14 protein-coding genes are annotated in these 16,119 nt (G+C 58.3%); 5 read left to right on the forward strand and 9 right to left on the reverse strand.

Features of this window, described 5'->3' with window-relative positions; translation table 11 throughout:
* From GIW04_RS17255 to GIW04_RS17270, 4 genes are all read right to left on the reverse strand, one after another.
* Nucleotides 1-1,072 (reverse strand): type I restriction endonuclease (locus GIW04_RS17255; RefSeq protein ID WP_236479079.1); only part of this gene is annotated, 1,072 nt, incomplete at its 3' end.
* A 211-nt stretch (nucleotides 1,073-1,283) separates the two neighbouring features.
* Entirely contained in the window at nucleotides 1,284-1,583 is a 300-nt protein-coding gene (locus tag GIW04_RS17260) for a chorismate mutase (RefSeq protein ID WP_120248813.1), read from the reverse strand.
* A 178-nt stretch (nucleotides 1,584-1,761) separates the two neighbouring features.
* Nucleotides 1,762-3,615, reverse strand: coding sequence for an Lnb N-terminal periplasmic domain-containing protein (locus tag GIW04_RS17265; protein ID WP_120248814.1), 1,854 nt, complete (start codon nucleotides 3,613-3,615; stop codon nucleotides 1,762-1,764).
* Between the two features lie 90 nt (nucleotides 3,616-3,705).
* Nucleotides 3,706-4,194 carry a DUF3015 domain-containing protein gene (locus GIW04_RS17270; protein WP_003194274.1) on the reverse strand — a complete coding sequence of 163 codons (489 nt, stop codon included), beginning with the start codon at nucleotides 4,192-4,194 and terminating at the stop codon, nucleotides 3,706-3,708.
* A gap of 263 nt (nucleotides 4,195-4,457) precedes the next feature.
* Between GIW04_RS17270 and GIW04_RS17275 the strand changes: the two genes are divergently transcribed.
* Both GIW04_RS17275 and GIW04_RS17280 read left to right on the forward strand, forming a co-directional pair.
* On the forward strand, nucleotides 4,458-6,896 hold the full coding sequence (locus GIW04_RS17275; protein ID WP_003194272.1) for a Lon protease family protein: 2,439 nt from the start codon (nucleotides 4,458-4,460) through the stop codon (nucleotides 6,894-6,896).
* A gap of 314 nt (nucleotides 6,897-7,210) precedes the next feature.
* Nucleotides 7,211-7,528, forward strand: a complete 318-nt coding sequence (locus GIW04_RS17280; RefSeq protein WP_120248815.1) for a PA4575 family protein — start codon at nucleotides 7,211-7,213, stop codon at nucleotides 7,526-7,528.
* A 59-nt stretch (nucleotides 7,529-7,587) separates the two neighbouring features.
* On the opposite strand, the gene GIW04_RS17285 is transcribed toward GIW04_RS17280, so the two are convergent.
* Nucleotides 7,588-9,408 carry a hypothetical protein gene (locus GIW04_RS17285; RefSeq protein WP_120248816.1) on the reverse strand — a complete coding sequence of 607 codons (1,821 nt, stop codon included), beginning with the start codon at nucleotides 9,406-9,408 and terminating at the stop codon, nucleotides 7,588-7,590.
* A 162-nt stretch (nucleotides 9,409-9,570) separates the two neighbouring features.
* Between GIW04_RS17285 and GIW04_RS17290 the strand changes: the two genes are divergently transcribed.
* Nucleotides 9,571-10,059, forward strand: coding sequence for a TIGR00645 family protein (locus GIW04_RS17290; RefSeq protein WP_003194267.1), 489 nt, complete (start codon nucleotides 9,571-9,573; stop codon nucleotides 10,057-10,059).
* A 15-nt stretch (nucleotides 10,060-10,074) separates the two neighbouring features.
* Here GIW04_RS17290 and GIW04_RS17295 read toward each other — a convergent pair whose 3' ends face one another.
* From GIW04_RS17295 to GIW04_RS17310, 4 genes are all read right to left on the reverse strand, one after another.
* Nucleotides 10,075-11,508 (reverse strand): ArnT family glycosyltransferase, encoded by a 1,434-nt coding sequence (locus GIW04_RS17295; RefSeq protein ID WP_120248817.1) that lies wholly within the window; start codon nucleotides 11,506-11,508, stop codon nucleotides 10,075-10,077.
* 116 nt (nucleotides 11,509-11,624) lie between these two features.
* Nucleotides 11,625-12,650 carry a hypothetical protein gene (locus tag GIW04_RS17300; RefSeq protein WP_120248818.1) on the reverse strand — a complete coding sequence of 342 codons (1,026 nt, stop codon included), beginning with the start codon at nucleotides 12,648-12,650 and terminating at the stop codon, nucleotides 11,625-11,627.
* A gap of 106 nt (nucleotides 12,651-12,756) precedes the next feature.
* The gene (locus GIW04_RS17305) at nucleotides 12,757-13,011 is read right to left on the reverse strand and encodes a DUF6124 family protein (protein WP_014719993.1); all 255 of its coding nucleotides are present in this window, start codon (nucleotides 13,009-13,011) and stop codon (nucleotides 12,757-12,759) included.
* A 343-nt stretch (nucleotides 13,012-13,354) separates the two neighbouring features.
* Entirely contained in the window at nucleotides 13,355-13,873 is a 519-nt protein-coding gene (locus GIW04_RS17310; protein ID WP_198757840.1) for a cysteine hydrolase family protein, read from the reverse strand.
* A 313-nt stretch (nucleotides 13,874-14,186) separates the two neighbouring features.
* Between GIW04_RS17310 and GIW04_RS17315 the strand changes: the two genes are divergently transcribed.
* Nucleotides 14,187-15,110, forward strand: coding sequence for a hypothetical protein (locus GIW04_RS17315; protein ID WP_073844133.1), 924 nt, complete (start codon nucleotides 14,187-14,189; stop codon nucleotides 15,108-15,110).
* Between the two features lie 58 nt (nucleotides 15,111-15,168).
* The gene (locus GIW04_RS17320; RefSeq protein WP_183043797.1) at nucleotides 15,169-16,104 is read left to right on the forward strand and encodes a DMT family transporter; all 936 of its coding nucleotides are present in this window, start codon (nucleotides 15,169-15,171) and stop codon (nucleotides 16,102-16,104) included.
* Nucleotides 16,105-16,119: the final 15 nt, after the last annotated feature.

Consider the following 16,119-nt stretch of genomic DNA (forward strand, 5'->3'; position numbering starts at 1 on the left):
TGCCTGGCCCAGGACTCGCGCCGCGCGTGCATCGTTTCCATGTGAATCCCCTGCTGAAAAATACAGAGGATGCGGGCAGGGGTGCTCGAGGAGAAGGTGGGCGGGCTGGACGCTTACAGTGAAGACGGCAAATCGGCTTACGGTTGTTATCGTCTAGCAGAACTCCAAAATAGCTCTGCGTATCCCTTTGTACGATTCGTTTTGCATCGACCACTGAGCGTACAACGGCCCGGACAATGTGATAACCCTCCAGCTCTTCCAGCGTCGTCAGAATTTTATCTTCTGCTTCATCTCGTTCTTGTGCGTCTGCCTTCGCGCTGTTTGTAACGGGTATTGATGCTAGCGAGGGTTGAATAACGCCGCTCATTGCGGACTTCAGACGATCGTTGATTTGATCATTCAGAAACTGGGCTAAAGCTTTACGGGTCAGTTCGTAAAATTGCTCGCGAACCTTTTGTGTGATTACGCCCTCGTAGACACGGGAGGCGAAAAACTTCACAAAATCATCTTCTGGTTTGCTGACTTGGGTACCGATGAGCTTTTTCAATTGGCTGACGTATTTTAATTCCCCAGCAGCATTGATGATTGAGTCGACATCGAACGCTGATTTGGTGAGCTTGATCAGTTCAGGTACCGAGTATTCATCAATATCTAGTAAATCCAGTTCCAAAAATGGTTTTTCGTCCATTTTATTGGGGGCGTCCAAGTCAGTAAAGAACCTGTAGACCTGACCGTTGGTGAGGATGGAAATTCTTGCGCTTGTGACGTGAAAGTATCGAAAGAGCTGCGAGGCGTGATTAATACTCAGGGACTCGCCGATCTTTTTGCATTCGATGAGTATTTGCACCTCACCGTCCTTCATGATCGCATAATCGATCTTCTCGCCTTTCTTCGTTCCAACATCACAAACAAATTCAGGCATCACTTCCAGTGGATCGAACACGTCGTAGCCCAGCACCGTGTTGATAAAAGGCATTACGAAGGCATTTTTTGTAGCCTCTTCCGTTTGAATGGCCGGGCCTTGCAATCGAACCTTTGCTGCCAGACTGGTGAGCTTTTCAAAAAAATCCATAGTGAGCCTCTTACCTTTTCAGATCCGTGTTTAGGTTGGTGGCAGTTTGATATCCAACCAAGACTAGACGCAAACCTCCATAAAGCTAGGTCATTAGGAATAAGTTTTCACAAGTAAAAAGCTCAAAAAATGGCTGAAATTTTCTACTTGTTTTTCAAAGAGTTAATTAGAGGCTTAGAGCTTCCATGCAGGCAAAGAAATTTGATTGTTTTCAGCCTGCTGTTCCGAGCGCGGCATGCTCAGCCAATTCCTGTTGAATAAATGCAGCAATCATCGCGCGATATACCTGCTCAGTGACCTCAGGGTTGGCGCCCACTACCTCGGATAGTGCCCGCACCTTTGCGATTACTTGTTCAACCCGTTGTGGGGCCTTCACATCATCGGTGTCTTTTTTGAAGTGTGCAGCTTGGGAAACGAATTGGCTGCGTTCGGCCAGCAATGTGACGATATGTTGGTCGAGGCGGTCGATGTTTTCGCGCACTTCTTCAAGGGTGGTGCAGGCAACAGTCATGTCGATGGAGCTCCTGATTTTGGGGGGAGAGGGAGATGCGGTAGGGCTGACTATTCGCGGGCCAAATGTGGGAGCGGGCTTGCTCGCGAATGCGGTGCGTCAGGCAAATAATCAATGACTGACACTGCGCATTCGCGAGCAAGCCCGCTCCCACATTTTGAACGTTGTAAGGCTTGAGTCAGTAGTGGTACCACTTCAGCTCAAGCATCACTTCATTCACTGGCGTGGACAGGTGGCTGTATTCACGCTGGGCACTCAGGCGCAGGCCCAGGTTGCGCGACAGTTCCCACTGCTGGTTGAGGCTGATGCTGCGCCGCACTTCGCCGTTGGTGAAGAAATCGCCCTTGGCTTCCAGGCTCAGGTTGCCCAACGGGTTTTTCCACAGCACGCCGGTGTTGAAGCCAGCGGCCGGGGAGATGGCTTCGCTGAAGTCGTTGTTGTGCTCCACGCGCACGGTGCCGAGGGCGAAGCCGAGCATGTCGTCGGAGAGTTGCCAGGTGCCACCGGCGCCGCCGTTGACGTGGGCGACCAGGGTTTCGTCGTCGTGTTTGCCCGGCACCCGCTCCAGGCCGCCGGTAACTTGCCACGACCAGGGTTGCAGCAGCGCATTGCGTGGCGTCAGCGAGCGAATGGTGGCCAGGTCCAGTTGCTGGAGCTGCCAGTGATTGCCCTCGTACTGGCGCAATTTCATTTGCAGGATTTCGATCTGCGCGCCCAGGGGGAAGCCTTCGGCGTTGTCGTTGAGGTCGTGGTAGGCCATGCGCAGGCCGTATTCGCCGAAGGCTTTGTCGCCACGGGTGCCGATGCCGGCTTGCCAGGTGCGCGACTCGTGGCCGTTTTCCGGCAGGCCAGGCGGGGTGATCTTCAGGTCTGGCGCCGGGTTCTGGTTGATTGCGCGCAGCAGTTCGAAGCTGCGCTGGGAGCGTGTCGCATCGCGCTCCAGACCGTTGGCGCGGTAGCGGCCCAGGCGGTAAGCGGCGTCCACAACCAATGCCTGGCGTTCGCGGGGCAGGGCTTTGAATGCAGGCTCCTGCAGTTGCTTTTGGTCATCGCTGATTTTCAACACCCACTGCTGCTCATCGCTGTCCAGCGGCTTGGCGCGTTCGAGCAGTTCACGTTCACGCGAAGGCCGATAGTCGATCTTTTCCACTAGCCCCGCATCCTTTACCGCTTTGACGGTATCGGTAGGGATCGCGGTGAGTGGGAATTGCTCAGTCAAACGCAGGCCAGGGCGGGCCACTTGCAGCAGTTCCAGCAGGCGATAGGAGCAGTTTTCGTCGAAGAAGAAGTAATCGAACTGGATCTGTTTGAGCTCCCACACATGTTCGACCATCCGCTTGGTTTCGACTTCCGTGAGGTTCAGGCGGTATTCCCACAAATCGCGGTTTTCGAGGCTACGGTATTCCGAGAGCTTTTCCTGGTAAGGCACCAGGGCGAACAGGCCGGGATAACCGCCCATCAGGCCCTTCCAGGCATAGAGGATGCTGTTGTCGGAGCCTTCGATATAGGCACCGAAGTTGATTGCATAGCTGAGCAGCGCGGTGTTGTTGCTTTGCACGTCGGCCTGGTCGATGCGCAGCAGGGTGTGGCCGAACATCGACGACGGGCTGTTGAGGTAGGCCGCCGGGAAGATCATCACCGCACTATGGGGCGCGACGTCCTTGAACCACTGGGTGAACTCTTTGCATTCCAGGGCGGGCAGGTCGTTCAGTTGCAACTGCGCCTTGAGCCAGCGGGTACGTGCGGGGTAAACACATTGGGCGTGCTTTTCACCCAGGCTGGCCGGTGCATACAGCGCATCAACGGTGGCCTTGAGTTCCGCATCCGGATGGTGTGCGCCATCGGGAGCGATGAAGAATTTCTTGTCGCTGACATAGCTGCGCCAGCCACTGACTTTGCCGGCTTCGTAGTGCCCCAGCGACAGCCAGAACGGATCATTGGCCAGTTGCTGCAAACGTTGATCATCAAGGTGCGGGGCCGCGTACAGCGGGGCGCAGGCGAAGAGTGCCAACCAGGCAAAGCGTTTGAGCATAGGGGCAACTTAAGTCAAAAAAGTGAGACCCAAAGGGGGGGCGGGTCCAAAAATAGTACCCGCGCCTCGAAAGGCGCGGGCAGGTCGAGCTTAAGCCTGGGTTGCGTATTTCGCCAGACGGGCATCGCTTTTCAGTACAGCAATGGTGTTGTTGTGCACGTCGTCAGCGGTCACGTCAGCCTTGCTGAAGATCTGCTGGAAGTGCTCGTGGGTCACGGCCGCGAAGTGATCGCGATCTTCCGGCGCAACACCCAGTACCACCGCGTAGGTGGTCAGCGCTTCGCCGTTGCCTTTGGCCATGTCTTCGGACAGCTCGTTCATCATGCCATTCATGGCAATCCAGGACTTGCCGCCGTAGGTCAGGGCGCTGTTGGTGCTGCAACCGTTGGTGCCCGAGGTCATGCCGAAGGTGGCGTTACCCGAAGTACCGTTGGTGGTGGAGGCGAGGAAGTGGGCCGGAGTACCGCGCTGGCCTTCGAACAACATGTTGCCCCAACCGCAGTTCGGGCCACCTGGTGCTTCTGCCATTGCATTGAGGGAGACGACGGTGAAGAGAGTACCAAGAAGGATCCGTTTCATAGCTTTGTTCTCTTTGTGTGCAAACCAATGGACAAGGGTTCAGGTGCTCAACGCACCCTAGGGGCCAGTTATTAGTCCAACCCGCGCAGTTTGGAGTTTAGGCACGTTCCCAGGGTTCCGTGTTTTTTTATAAACATTCAGTGGCGGGCGATTTTTTTGTAGGACGCGTGCCGTGTCTATGCTTTCCCGAAAGCGCGCCTTGCCAGAGCGCTCAACCGGGAGCCAGAATGCCCCATCTGCCCCGCCTGATGTAAGGAAGCCCGATGCCTGATCCTGTTGCTGCCAGCTTGCGTCTAGCGCCCGAAGCGCTGACTCGCCCTTTCTCCGCTGAACAGTTCAGCTTCTCGACCACCAATGATTTGGAGCCCTTTCGCGGTGTGCTTGGCCAGGAACGTGCGGTTGAAGCCTTGCAGTTCGGCGTGGCCATGCCACGCCCCGGTTACAACGTGTTTGTCATGGGCGAGCCGGGCACCGGCCGCTTTTCGTTCGTCAAACGCTACCTGAAAGCCGAAGGCAAGCGCCTGCAAACCCCGGCGGACTGGGTTTATGTGAATAATTTCGATGAGCCCCGCGAGCCCCGCGCCCTGGAATTACCGGGTGGCGCCGCCGCGGCGTTTATTGCCGATATCAACGCCTTGGTGGATAACCTGGTCGCCACCTTCCCGGCGGTGTTCGAACACCCGACTTATCAACAGCGTAAAAGCGCCATCGACCGGGCGTTCAACCAGCGCTACGACAAAGCGCTGGACGTGATCGAACGCCTGGCCTTGGAAAAAGACGTGGCGCTGTACCGCGACAGCTCCAACATCGCCTTCACGCCGATGCTCGACGGCAAGGCGCTGGATGAAGCCGAGTTTTCGCAACTGCCGGAAGCCGATCGCGAGCGCTTCCACACCGATATCTCCGAGCTGGAAGAACGCCTCAACGAAGAGCTGGCCAGCCTGCCGCAGTGGAAGCGCGAGTCCAACAACCAGCTGCGCCAGTTCAACGAAGAAACCATCACCCTGGCCCTGCAGCCGTTGCTGGCACCGTTGTCGGAAAAGTATGCAGAAAACGCCGGGGTCTGTGGCTATCTGCAGGCCATGCAGGTGTACTTGCTCAAAACCGTGGTCGAGCAATTGGTGGACGACGCCAAGACCGACGCCCAGGCGCGCAAGCTGCTTGAGGAGCAATACTGCCCGAGCCTGGTGGTGGGCCACTCGGTCAACGGTGGCGCGCCGGTGGTGTTTGAACCGCACCCGACCTACGACAACCTGTTCGGCCGTATCGAATACAGCACCGACCAGGGCGCGCTCTATACCACCTACCGCCAGCTGCGTCCCGGCGCGTTGCACCGCGCCAATGGCGGCTTCCTGATTCTGGAAGCCGAAAAAATGCTCAGCGAGCCCTTTGTGTGGGATGCGCTCAAGCGTTCCCTGCAATCGCGCAAGCTGAAGATGGAATCGCCCCTGGGCGAACTCGGCCGCCTGGCCACCGTGACCCTCAACCCGCAGATGATTCCCTTGCAGGTCAAGGTGATCATCATCGGTTCGCGCCAGTTGTATTACGCCCTGCAAGACGCCGACCCGGACTTCCAGGAGATGTTCCGCGTATTGGTGGACTTCGACGAAGACATCCCCATGGTCGACGAGAGCCTGGAGCAGTTCGCCCAGTTGCTCAAAACCCGCACGTCGGAAGAAGGCATGGCGCCGCTGACCTCGGACGCGGTGGCGCGCCTGGCGACTTACAGCGCACGCCTGGCCGAACATCAAGGCCGCTTGTCTGCGCGTATTGGTGATTTGTTCCAGTTGGTCAGCGAGGCGGACTTTATTCGCCACCTGGCGGGCGATGAGATGACCGATGCCGGGCATATCGAGCGCGCCCTCAAGGCCAAGGCCACGCGCACCGGCCGTGTGTCGGCGCGGATTCTCGACGACATGCTCGCCGGCGTCATCCTCATCGACACCGCCGGTGCGGCCGTGGGCAAGTGCAACGGCCTGACGGTGCTGGAAGTGGGCGACTCGGCATTCGGCGTACCGGCGCGGATTTCCGCCACGGTGTACCCCGGCGGCAGCGGCATTGTCGACATCGAGCGCGAAGTTAACCTCGGTCAGCCGATTCACTCCAAGGGTGTGATGATCCTCACCGGTTACCTGGGCAGCCGCTATGCCCAGGAATTCCCGTTGGCCATCTCCGCCAGTATCGCCCTGGAGCAGTCCTACGGGTACGTGGACGGCGACAGTGCGTCCCTGGGCGAGGCGTGCACCTTGATCTCGGCCTTGTCGAAGACGCCGCTCAAGCAATGCTTTGCGATCACCGGCTCGATCAACCAGTTTGGTGAAGTGCAGGCGGTGGGCGGGGTCAACGAGAAGATCGAAGGCTTCTTCCGCCTCTGCGAAGCCCGTGGGTTGACCGGTGAGCAGGGGGCGATCATCCCTCAGGCCAACGTCGCCACGCTGATGCTCGACGAGAAAGTGTTGCAGGCTGTGCGTGCCGGGCAATTCCATATCTATGCGGTGCGCCAGGCCGATGAGGCCTTGAGCCTGCTGGTGGGCGAGGATGCCGGTGAGCCGGACGCCGAGGGGCAATTCCCGGAAGGCACCGTGAATGCGCGGGTGGTGGAGCGCTTGCGCGCGATTGCCGAGATGATCAGTGAGGAGGATTTGAAGGAGGCGGAGAAAGAGCTGGCGCAGCAGGCGTTGGCAGAAGCCAAGCCGACCTGATTGCTGTCATCACTCGGTCAAGGTGGGAGCTGGCTTGCCTGCGATAGCGGTGTATCAGTCAACTGGGAGGTTGGCTGTGAGTCTGTCATCGCAGGCAAGCCAGCTCCCACACTGGTCCGTGGTGTTTTTGGGAACGTTTAGCGTGCCACAAAATTGACTCCACCCTCAGGGACCAACGCCCGTTGGTCTCTACAACCTTGGATTGTCGTGTTTTTCTTCTATTCTCAGAATCAGGGATATCCACAGGAGTCGCAGGATAGAAACAGCCTCGCCGTGCGCTGGGGCTGAACACCGATCTACCGAGGGTCGCCGCCATGTCGCGCAACCTTTGCCTTACCCGCCAGTGCCTGGGCCTGGTCACCCGTATCGAATGCTCCATTCGCCCTCTGGCCGGGGATAACGGGATGTGGACGCTGCTATTTGCCGCCGGCATGTCAGGCGAACAGCCTTCCACCGTCAAATCCCAGGGCCCGTTCCATGGGCCCTTCGTGGCAGAACGCATGCTGGGCACCATCGTCGATAGCCTGACCTTGCACGGCTACGAGCAAATGGACGAACCGCAGATCTGGTGCCTGCACCTGCAGGCCCATCTGCGCCAACTCAATGGCGGCCAGGAGCGGCTGACCCTCTGAGGATCGTTCCCACGCTCCGCGTGGTAACGCCGCCCCGGACGCTCCGCGTCCACCCAGGGCTATTTGCTCTCAGGCCTGTCCAGCTTCACCTCAAAACCGTACTGGACGGTGCTGAGGTCGGTGCGCTGGTAACTTTCCAGCGTGGTCGGCTGGCCGTAGAAGTAATGCACGTCAAACATCGCCGTGCCATATTCCTCGGCGCGGTGGCTGACACCGAGGATCTCCTTGAGGTAATTGCCGCTGGCATCCTTGGCGTAGAAGCGCCAGCTGTCGGCGGGGAAGTCCTTCTGGTCGACGATCAGCGCGTTGTCCTTGAGCGACAGGCCCTTGGGCAGCTTGGCGGCGTCAATCGTGGCCTTCTCGATGGTGGCCAAAAACAACGGTACCGAGCCCACCACAAACGCCGGGGTCTCCGGGAACAGATTAAGGTCGTAAGTCAGTGTGCCGTTTACTGCGTTGAGCTCGAAAGCCTCGGTCGGCAGCTCGATGGGCTCGCCGCGCTCGCCCTTGTCATCGGCGGTGAAAAAGGTGATAGGCGCGTCACTGTTGTTGCGCTCGGCACCGACCAGGTCGTCATTGAAGGTGAACGGGTGGTCGAACACGATTTTTGCGGCACTGGCGTCTTCGGTCGATTGGCTGAGGGTGACGCTGTTTTTCAGTTGGTCCTCCGTCATCGAGGCATCCTTGAGCCAACTGGCGGCGCCGTCGTCATACACCGTGACCGGCATTGGCAGGGGCTGTACGGTCTTTTGCAGGCTGTTCCTGTCAAAGCGCATCACCGGCAGGTCCAGGTCTTTACGGGTGAGCGTGGCCTTGGAGAAATCCAGCACGTTCACCTGCAGGTTATCGATCAGCCCGTTGAAATACACCTTGGCGTAATGGCTTGTCTGCTGGCGCTCGAAGGCTTTTTGCGCGTCGGTCAGCTGTTTATCGAAGGCATCGGACCACGCGGTTTGTTTCTGCATCTCGGCCAGTTGTTTCTCATAGAACGCCACTTGCGCGGCACTCTCGTTGATCGAGCCTGAGCGGGTCAGAAATTGCCCGGTGCTGTCCCGTGCCTGCACCAGCAGCGGATTGGGTGACGCGTCGCCGACTTCGGCGGCCAGGGGCTGGCTGTTGGTCAATTCGATCTCGGCGTAGTTCTTTTCCAGCGTCAGCAGGTTGAGGGTGATATTGCCATCTGTGCGTTTATGGCCCACGTCTTGTTTGGTCAGGTCGAACGTCAGCACCTTGCCCGGGGTGATCACCTCCACCGCGCCCTTGAGGCTGATGGGTTGTGGTTGGCTCTTGTTTTCCGTCTCGATGCCTTCGATAAACGGGTAGGTTACCGTCAGGTCGTCGGGGTTGGTCAGGTTGGAGCTGCTGGGGCTCAGTTGAATGCCGGGGTCGGTTTCGGACCATTCCGGTTGGAAGGGAATGACTTTATCGTTGCTCAGGGTGACCGACTGCCATTCCAGGCCATGGGGGAAGGGGAACTGGTCCGGGGCGTTGAAGAACGGGAAGACCGGCTGCAAATCTGTCAGGTAGTCGGAGTGCGAGGTTTTGCGCAGTACGAACAGGCCATTGATGTAGGTGTCCACCAGCGCTTGGGGCGTAGGGTAATGCTTGAGCAGGGCCAGGCTGTCTTCGCCGTATTCGGCTTCGATGGGCTTGCTGGCGAGCTTGACGCGCGCGCGCTCCAGCAACAGCAGCGAGCCGCCCAGGTCTGCGATGGCATCGCGCAGCTTGGGGTCCTGAATGCTGTCCAGGGACTGTTCGAACTTCGCGGTTTTCTCTTCGAGGGTCGCCTGCTTCTGCTCTTCTTTGGGGGAGCAGCCGCTGGCCATCAGCAACGCCGCGCACAGGCCGAGAGCGGCCAAAGGGGATCGCACATCCATCATCTGAGTTTTCCTGTCCGACATCATCGAGCCGAGTGAATGGTCTCGACACTAGCAGAAAAATTCTCTTACAGATGCCACTTGGGTCAGTTTTCTCGCGGTGACAGGGGCCGGGTGGCGGCTGGTATACTCGGCACCATTTTTAGCCAAGCTGTGTGAGATTCAATGGAACGCTTTATCGAAAATACGATGTACGCCTCGCGTTGGCTGCTGGCGCCGATCTACCTGGGCCTGTCCCTGGGCTTGCTGGTCCTGGCGCTGAAATTCTTCCAGGAAATCATTCATGTGATTCCCAACATCTTCACCATGTTGGAAGCCGAAGTGATCCTGCTGCTGCTGTCGTTGATCGACATGGCCCTGGTGGGCGGCTTGCTGGTGATGGTGATGATCTCCGGCTACGAGAACTTCGTTTCGCAGCTGGATATCGACGAAAACAAGGAAAAGCTCAACTGGCTGGGCACCATGGACTCTTCGTCGCTGAAGATGAAAGTGGCGGCCTCCATCGTGGCGATTTCCTCCATCCACCTGCTGCGCATCTTCATGGACGCCAAGAACGTCGATCCAGAGCACCTGATGTGGTACGTGATCATCCACATGACGTTCGTGGTCTCGGCGTTTGCCATGGGCTACCTGGACAAGCTCACCAAGCATTGATATCGCGCGCCGGCCTTACTGCTCCACGAAGTAATAAGGCTGGCGGTTGATCGCCATTTGCTTGATCACCGTAACCGGTGCTTTCAGCCGGTCGGTGTGGTCCGTCAACGCAACGTTGCCGGGCTTGGCGCTCAGGAAGGCACGCAGTTCGGCTTCGGTGTTCAGGATTGGCAAGTAGGCCTGCAGGTAGAACACGCTGGCGCCGTCGATGCGCTCGTTGGGTTGGTACATCGCCACCGTCCTGCCTTCGTCTTGCAGGGTCTGGATCTGACTGATCACCGGTACGAATGAATGGCGTGCGTCGGCTTTGGGTGCAAACCAGAACGCTGCGCTCAGGTAACAGGCGATGGCCAGGGCGAAAACCCCACCGATAATGCGCCGATGAAAACGGTACAGCCCCGGCTTATGTTCCTTGGCCCACTCCAGCAACACCCGCGCATATTCAGCGGCCAGCACCGCCGCGGCTGGCGTCAGCGCCATCAGGTACACCGTGCGTTTGCTGGACGCCAGGGTCAGCAGGGTGAACTGCGCCACCAGCCACACACTGAAAAACAACCGGTAGCGGTTGCGCACCAGGCTTTTGCGGAAATGCCACAGGCCCAGGTACACCAGGATGTTCCAGGGCAGGAACGCCTCGGGCAGTTTCGCGAGGTAATAGTAAAACGGCTCGTAATGCCCGGCTTCTACGAACGAACCGCTGAAGCGCCCGACGCTATTGGTCCATAACACTTCACCCACCGCCTGCATCCCGCCGCGCTGAAACAGAAACCCCAGCCAGATCAGCAACGGCACCAAGGCCAACAGCGTGAACAGCGCCGGCTTGAGCCAATCGCCCAGCCGCAGGCGCTTATCCATGAGGCTGGTGCAAAGCAAGTACACAAAAATCACAATGCCCGGCATCGCCAGGCCCAACACGCCCTTGCTCAACGTGGCGATGACCATCCCGGCGGTAAACAACGCCCAGGCCCAGGTACTCGAACCTTCACGATCGGGCCGTACCGCCTGGTAAAACCCCAGCAGGGCAGCGGTGACACCGAGGCTGAGCAACGAATCCTCACCCACCCCCCGCACATTGCCCCAATAACTGGCCATGGTTGCCAGGATCAGCGCAGCGCTGAACGCCAGCGTCTGCGGCCGCCCGAACCGACGCAGCATCCCGTACAACAGCATCACACTGAACAACCCGGCAAACGCCGACGCCAAGCGCACCGCCCCGGTGCTGGCGCCAAACAAACGAATCGCCCCGGCGTCTAGCCACAGGCTCAGGGGCGGTTTTTCCAGGAAGGGTTCACGAAACAGGCGCGGCACCACCCAGTCATCGTCCAAGTGCATCGCCATGGCGATCCCGGACACCCGAGCCTCGGTAGAGCCTTGCAGTTCATGGTTGCCGAGGGCGAAAAAGAACAACAGAGCAGCAAGCAAGAGCAGCAGGGGAGCGGGGCGCGTCATGGAGTCTGGCTACCGAGGCATGAGACCGATCGGGCGACCGGTCATGGGTAGTCAGGGAGTATACGAGTGCGATTCTTAACCTTTGGTGAACGGCCGTGGGGTTTTTCTCCGGCGGATCAAGGCAGTTTCAAGCTGGGCACCGCCGCTTTGCCTTGTGCGGTCAGCACCGGCTCCAACTGCTCCCAGGTGAAGGCCAAGTCGTTGTCGCAACCGTCACCATTGGCCGGTGTCGAGAGTTGCAGGCCCTGGGTGTTGAAGCTGAGGTGAAAGATGGAGTAATCGGTGATCGCCGGGCAGCCCTCGTCAGTGGTGGTTTGCTTGGCGAGCCAAGGGCTGAAGGCGGCCGGCAGCTTCAAATGGCCGGAATAGGCGTCATGCCATTGCTGATGGCCGCCGAGCCAGGCCCATGGGTCCACACTGTCACCGGTTTGCAGGTTCCAGGAGTGAAGGCCCCAACTGATGCCCATGGCGCCTTGGCCTGCGGCCCAGCGGTAGAACCGCACGGTGAGAAAATGCGATGACCAATAGGCGGGCTCAACCTCGATCTCACTGGTATAGACCGAACCGTTTCGACCCAGGTATTCACGCCGTTCATAAAAGTAGTCGGTTAAATCTTCGTCATTGACGGCCAGGGCGGCGAGCTGCTGGTTGATCTTCTGCACCGCCGGGTCATCACCTTCCAGCTTAAGCGTGACGCGGGGGCCTTGGGTCTTGAGCTGGTAGGTGTGGTTGTGGAAAGTCTTCTTCTCGGTCTTGATCGGCAGCGGCGCGGCTTCCATGGGCGCGTTATAGGCATCGCTGCCGCAGCCGTCCGCACTAATGCGGCGTAAAGCCAGTGGCAGCGGCGTGCCGCCATCTGTTTTGCTCCATGCACCAGAAAGGGTATCGCCCTGAGGTTTTTGCAGGGCCCAGAAACCGGTGTTGCCTTCCTCCACCCAAGGGGCGTTGTCGTTGGCCTGGGTCAGTTGAATCGGGGTACGGATGCGCTGGTAGTAATAACTACCATGCTCCCCGTCGGCGCCGTTGAAACAGACGGTGATAGTGGACTTGCCCAAGGTGCCTTGCCAGACCCCGTCCAGCTCGGCAGCGGTTGCGAGTAAGGGCATGACGGTGAGAGCGATAACGGCGAGGGGCTTGAGCACGGGTATCTGACTTCCGGTTGTCTGATAAAGGCCGTCAGGGTAATGGGAAGTGTGAGGGGATGCCAGCGGGCGAGATGCGGTGAGGCAGCTCGCCCGTTTGCGTGTTTTAGGGTTGTGGTGTCTGGGTAGTGAATGGTTGGGTGTTCAAGACCCGTTCTACGAGTAACTCGCCTAGAACGATCAATTGCTGAGCGGCCAGCAACTTGTGGCGGTGCGCACCTTCGAGTTCGAAAGCCAGGTCGGTGGTCATGGCGTTGAGGGAGGCGAGGGTTTCGCTAGCTTGGATTAGCAGGGTTTCGGGGTGGATGTTTTCGGCGAGGGTGAAGAGGGTGGTTGGGGGATTGGGGGTGATTTTTTTCATGATGAAGCTCCCACACTGTTTAAGGAGCTGCCTCCTCCCTGCTGTCAAACAGGGTTGGGTGGCAGCTGTACGCGGGTTGACAGACCGGAAGTGTAGGAACCCGGCGCACCCGAAGATGCCCCACGCACAGCCGCCATGAACGGAGCGGAATGCGCAAGCATGCCGTCTTATCACGGGGTGTGAAAGGTTACACTTTTCGGCCTGTCAAAGCCGGACGCTGATCGTCAGCGACGCAGAGAAGTTAGCGTTGTGAAGGGGGTTGCGCCAGTTCACCAACAGCGCGGCAACTTGCGGGAAAATTCCGAAGCTCGGCCCTGTTGGCGTCCCCCGTCGTCAGGCTCTGTTAAAAGCTCCAGTCCTCAGCCCGAACCAACTGGCAGAACGGCCCATTGAGCGTGGCATTGTGATGAGCCACGATGGCCTCGGCTTTCATCAAGGGCGTATCAGAACAGGTATGACCGTCGGCGATAAGCACCGCCTCGAAGCCAAGATCACGCGCGGCGCGGCAGGTGCTGTCGACGCAGTATTGCGTTTTCATCCCAGTGACTACCACGCCGGTGGCGCCGCAAGCGCGCAGATTGTCAGCCAGGTCAGTCATCGCAAAAGCGTTAGGCCGACGCTTTTCGAACACCACTTCTCCACCCAGCAACTTCAGTTCCCGTGCAATCAGCGTAAGTGGGCTGTCCGGCTCAATTGGCGAGCCAGCGGGGCCGATGTGACGCGCGAGAAAAATCGGCGCGCCTGCGCTGCGGGCCTTGTCCATCAGGGTATTGAGCGTTTCCAACAGCTCGTCGCAGCGCCAGGGCTTTTCCGGGCCATGGATGAGTCCGACTTGGATATCGAGTATCAAGAGGGCGTACATAGGTGCATCTCCTTGCGTGTGAACCAGCGACACAAGGGCATAAAAAAAGACCCTGTCCATCGCTGGCGGGCCTTTGAAGTTCGTTGGTTATTGGCTCACGACACCTCGCACGCTCCGCTGTCAACGGTCGTGGTGGTGGTTGTCGAGGTGAGGCAATAGGCAGTCATGAGCTGACACTAGCAATATCGCCGTCGGCTGGCAACACAACCTCCAATGTCGCCTCTGTGCGCAAAACAGTCGTGTGAGTTCAAGTCACCAGCGCCCACCTATTGCATGCTTGAGTTCAAACGCTGGCATAAAGGAGGCCACGCTGATGCAATCTCAGGAAAAGGATCTTTCTCTTGTTAACAACCTCTCGTTCAGCCACGACGAAATCGAAGTATTTCGTCGCCAAGGGTTTATCAAACTCAAAGGCTTTTTATCTGGGCACGCCATTCAATCCTTGAAGCAGGCGGCCCGTTCGAAAGTGATCTCTGCACGGGAGTCGAAGTCCGCCTACGGGGACTCCTTCAGCCGGTTGACCTACGATCTGGGGACAACCGATGCGGTGAAAAACATCTATTCCTCGATCGCTTTCAGGACGGCCTTGGTGACGTTAATCGGGCATCCGCTGATCATGACCGAGTCCCAGAGTTTCGAGCTTACCCCGCATAAAGAGGGTTTTGCCTGGCACTACGATTCCCTGAGTTTCAGGTACATCCGCCCTCAGGACGCAGCCTTCAGCGTGTGGATCCCGTTGGATCCTATCGACAATTCAGGCCAAGGCGGGGGCATGGCTTATCTAGCCGAAGACATCTATAGCGCGAAGGCGAATTTCCAGATGGCCAGCCTGCTTTCCAGAAAAATGGTTGCCGGCGTTTCCGTGGAGGACTTTTCCGCGCATTTGAGAGCTGTGTTCCAAACGCCCAGCCTGCTCACAGACCTGTTTGAAGCGTACAAGACCCAAGACGATTTTGAATTGGGCGATGTACTGCTGTTCACCAAGTCGATGTGGCACCGCTCTGAACCGCTCTTGCCAGGGCCGCTCGCGACTCGACTGGCGGTGACCATGCGTTTTCTCGATTGGCGTTCACGATTGGACAAAACGATGTTCGAAGGCGAGTCTGAAAGCGGTGGCGGCGTAGGAATGGGGGTCAATTGGGGCAGGCCGACCCAAACCGCCTATGGCTCGCAATTTATCGACATCAATGACGGCGAGGAAATTCGCACTTCCACCTATTGTGGGCCTGTCATCTGATGCCCCCGCAAAGGTCGCCTGCAGAGGAGCGCTAATGTCCAGATCCTACGCGCTGGGGGTGGCAGCTGCGGTATTTGCCACCTTTAGCTGGGCGCTTAATTTTCTATCGCCCTACATGATGGGCGCGTTCGGTCCGATTGACTTCATTACCCTGCGGTTCATCGTGTCCGGCTGCATCGGCCTGGTGATGCTGCGCATCTATTGGCCTGGCGACCCTGCTTTAAGCAGGCGCTCAATCCTCAACGTCGGGCTGCTTGGCGTGCTTGGCTATGCGGTGTACATCGGTTGCATCATGGGCAGTGTGCTCAATGGCGGCGCTATAATCGCACCGGCATTCCTGAGCGCTACACCGGTCATCATTGCGGTCGCAGGCAATATGATCGAACGCACCACCACCTGGAGCAGCCTCGCTGTCCCAATCATCCTGGCGGTTTGCGGGTTGGTCGCGGCAAACTATGGCACCTTGGTCGGCGTTTTAGACAATGACCTGACCTCCTACCTGGTCGCGGTCAGCTACGCCGTGGGTGCGGTGCTGACCTGGCTAATGTTCAGCATACTCAACCAGAAGATGCTGGCGAAAATCCCCAGGGTGCACGCAGGCCTATGGACGGGCCTGATGATGGTTGGCGCCGGTCTGAGCGTGGTCGTGTTCGTGCCGTTCGGGCTCGTGTTGGACCTGTACACCTACCCGCATTTGGACCTGCACTTGGGCAACACCCTGCCGGTGCTGGCTGCCGCAACGGCGCTGGCCTGTGTTGCCTCCGTTGGCGGCGCATGGGCCTGGAATTTTGCCAGCCAAAGGCTACCGATGGCCCTGTCCGGGCAGCTTATTTCAGTAGAAACCATATTCGCAGTCGCCTTTGGACTGATCGCCGAGCAGCGCTTGCCTACCGGTCTTGAGGTTCTGGGGATTGTTGGGCTGTTGGCCGGTGCTTCGATTGCGGTGAGGGTGATGGCTCAGGGGGATCGCGAGGGGGTGAAGGTGCAGGTTTGACTGATTGAGATGGCG

Source organism: Pseudomonas sp. PA-4-8C, from assembly GCF_021606625.1.
Classification (GTDB): Bacteria; Pseudomonadota; Gammaproteobacteria; order Pseudomonadales; family Pseudomonadaceae; genus Aquipseudomonas; species Aquipseudomonas lactis.

What these genes read in the sequence shown, in the direction of transcription:
- GIW04_RS17270 (WP_003194274.1), bottom strand. Translation starts at nt 4,194, where the DNA reads ATGAAACGGATCCTTCTTGGTACTCTCTTCACCGTCGTCTCCCTCAAT.
- GIW04_RS17260 (WP_120248813.1), bottom strand. Translation starts at nt 1,583, where the DNA reads ATGACTGTTGCCTGCACCACCCTTGAAGAAGTGCGCGAAAACATCGAC.
- GIW04_RS17310 (WP_198757840.1), bottom strand. Translation starts at nt 13,873, where the DNA reads ATGTACGCCCTCTTGATACTCGATATCCAAGTCGGACTCATCCATGGC.
- GIW04_RS17295 (WP_120248817.1), bottom strand. Translation starts at nt 11,508, where the DNA reads ATGACGCGCCCCGCTCCCCTGCTGCTCTTGCTTGCTGCTCTGTTGTTC.
- GIW04_RS17275 (WP_003194272.1), top strand. Translation starts at nt 4,458, where the DNA reads ATGCCTGATCCTGTTGCTGCCAGCTTGCGTCTAGCGCCCGAAGCGCTG.
- GIW04_RS17315 (WP_073844133.1), top strand. Translation starts at nt 14,187, where the DNA reads ATGCAATCTCAGGAAAAGGATCTTTCTCTTGTTAACAACCTCTCGTTC.
- GIW04_RS17280 (WP_120248815.1), top strand. Translation starts at nt 7,211, where the DNA reads ATGTCGCGCAACCTTTGCCTTACCCGCCAGTGCCTGGGCCTGGTCACC.
- GIW04_RS17290 (WP_003194267.1), top strand. Translation starts at nt 9,571, where the DNA reads ATGGAACGCTTTATCGAAAATACGATGTACGCCTCGCGTTGGCTGCTG.
- GIW04_RS17305 (WP_014719993.1), bottom strand. Translation starts at nt 13,011, where the DNA reads ATGAAAAAAATCACCCCCAATCCCCCAACCACCCTCTTCACCCTCGCC.
- GIW04_RS17265 (WP_120248814.1), bottom strand. Translation starts at nt 3,615, where the DNA reads ATGCTCAAACGCTTTGCCTGGTTGGCACTCTTCGCCTGCGCCCCGCTG.
- GIW04_RS17285 (WP_120248816.1), bottom strand. Translation starts at nt 9,408, where the DNA reads ATGATGGATGTGCGATCCCCTTTGGCCGCTCTCGGCCTGTGCGCGGCG.